Annotated in this window: 2 protein-coding genes and 1 pseudogene; all 3 read left to right on the plus strand. The window is 45.3% G+C overall.

Going from position 1 to position 2,431, the window contains the following annotated elements; translation table 11 throughout:
• The first annotated feature begins 214 nt into the window (after positions 1–214).
• The gene (locus ACJ8QI_RS25440; RefSeq protein ID WP_063840321.1) at positions 215–769 is read left to right on the plus strand and encodes a fluoroquinolone-acetylating aminoglycoside 6'-N-acetyltransferase AAC(6')-Ib-cr5; all 555 of its coding nucleotides are present in this window, start codon (positions 215–217) and stop codon (positions 767–769) included.
• A 130-nt stretch (positions 770–899) separates the two neighbouring features.
• On the plus strand, positions 900–1,730 hold the full coding sequence (locus tag ACJ8QI_RS25445) for an oxacillin-hydrolyzing class D beta-lactamase OXA-1 (protein WP_001334766.1): 831 nt from the start codon (positions 900–902) through the stop codon (positions 1,728–1,730).
• Between the two features lie 137 nt (positions 1,731–1,867).
• Positions 1,868–2,308: pseudogene (locus ACJ8QI_RS25450) on the plus strand (CatB-related O-acetyltransferase); the annotation flags it as partial.
• Between the last annotated feature and the right edge of the window lie 123 nt (positions 2,309–2,431).

Below are 2,431 nucleotides of genomic sequence, written 5' to 3' on the forward strand. Positions count from 1 at the left end.
AGGCCTCAGCATTTTATTATGGTGATCCCCTGGGCGAAATGCGCCTGGTAAGCAGAGTTTTTGAAATGTAAGGCCTTTGAATAAGACAAAAGGCTGCCTCATCGCTAACTTTGCAACAGTGCCTTTAAGCGTGCATAATAAGCCCTACACAAATTGGGAGTTAGACATCATGAGCAACGCAAAAACAAAGTTAGGCATCACAAAGTACAGCATCGTGACCAACAGCAACGATTCCGTCACACTGCGCCTCATGACTGAGCATGACCTTGCGATGCTCTATGAGTGGCTAAATCGATCTCATATCGTCGAGTGGTGGGGCGGAGAAGAAGCACGCCCGACACTTGCTGACGTACAGGAACAGTACTTGCCAAGCGTTTTAGCGCAAGAGTCCGTCACTCCATACATTGCAATGCTGAATGGAGAGCCGATTGGGTATGCCCAGTCGTACGTTGCTCTTGGAAGCGGGGACGGACGGTGGGAAGAAGAAACCGATCCAGGAGTACGCGGAATAGACCAGTTACTGGCGAATGCATCACAACTGGGCAAAGGCTTGGGAACCAAGCTGGTTCGAGCTCTGGTTGAGTTGCTGTTCAATGATCCCGAGGTCACCAAGATCCAAACGGACCCGTCGCCGAGCAACTTGCGAGCGATCCGATGCTACGAGAAAGCGGGGTTTGAGAGGCAAGGTACCGTAACCACCCCATATGGTCCAGCCGTGTACATGGTTCAAACACGCCAGGCATTCGAGCGAACACGCAGTGATGCCTAACCCTTCCATCGAGGGGGACGTCCAAGGGCTGGCGCCCTTGGCCGCCCCTCATGTCAAACGTTGGGCGAACCCGGAGCCTCATTAATTGTTAGCCGTTAAAATTAAGCCCTTTACCAAACCAATACTTATTATGAAAAACACAATACATATCAACTTCGCTATTTTTTTAATAATTGCAAATATTATCTACAGCAGCGCCAGTGCATCAACAGATATCTCTACTGTTGCATCTCCATTATTTGAAGGAACTGAAGGTTGTTTTTTACTTTACGATGCATCCACAAACGCTGAAATTGCTCAATTCAATAAAGCAAAGTGTGCAACGCAAATGGCACCAGATTCAACTTTCAAGATCGCATTATCACTTATGGCATTTGATGCGGAAATAATAGATCAGAAAACCATATTCAAATGGGATAAAACCCCCAAAGGAATGGAGATCTGGAACAGCAATCATACACCAAAGACGTGGATGCAATTTTCTGTTGTTTGGGTTTCGCAAGAAATAACCCAAAAAATTGGATTAAATAAAATCAAGAATTATCTCAAAGATTTTGATTATGGAAATCAAGACTTCTCTGGAGATAAAGAAAGAAACAACGGATTAACAGAAGCATGGCTCGAAAGTAGCTTAAAAATTTCACCAGAAGAACAAATTCAATTCCTGCGTAAAATTATTAATCACAATCTCCCAGTTAAAAACTCAGCCATAGAAAACACCATAGAGAACATGTATCTACAAGATCTGGATAATAGTACAAAACTGTATGGGAAAACTGGTGCAGGATTCACAGCAAATAGAACCTTACAAAACGGATGGTTTGAAGGGTTTATTATAAGCAAATCAGGACATAAATATGTTTTTGTGTCCGCACTTACAGGAAACTTGGGGTCGAATTTAACATCAAGCATAAAAGCCAAGAAAAATGCGATCACCATTCTAAACACACTAAATTTATAAAAAATCTAATGGCAAAATCGCCCAACCCTTCAATCAAGTCGGGACGGCCAAAAGCAAGCTTTTGGCTCCCCTCGCTGGCGCTCGGCGCCCCTTATTTCAAACGTTAGACGGCAAAGTCACAGACCGCGGGATCTCTTATGACCAACTACTTTGATAGCCCCTTCAAAGGCAAGCTGCTTTCTGAGCAAGTGAAGAACCCCAATATCAAAGTTGGGCGGTACAGCTATTACTCTGGCTACTATCATGGGCACTCATTCGATGACTGCGCACGGTATCTGTTTCCGGACCGTGATGACGTTGATAAGTTGATCATCGGTAGTTTCTGCTCTATCGGGAGTGGGGCTTCCTTTATCATGGCTGGCAATCAGGGGCATCGGTACGACTGGGCATCATCTTTCCCGTTCTTTTATATGCAGGAAGAACCTGCATTCTCAAGCGCACTCGATGCCTTCCAAAAAGCAGGTAATACTGTCATTGGCAATGACGTTTGGATCGGCTCTGAGGCAATGGTCATGCCCGGAATCAAGATCGGGCACGGTGCGGTGATAGGCAGCCGCTCGTTGGTGACAAAAGATGTGGGGCACTGTTGCAAAGTTAGCGATGAGGCAGCCTTTTGTCTTATTCAAAGGCCTTACATTTCAAAAACTCTGCTTACCAGGCGCATTTCGCCCAGGGGATCACCATAATAAAATGCTGAGGCC

The organism is Serratia sp. CY84636 (assembly GCF_052166245.1).
Classification (GTDB): domain Bacteria; phylum Pseudomonadota; class Gammaproteobacteria; order Enterobacterales; family Enterobacteriaceae; genus Serratia; species Serratia nevei.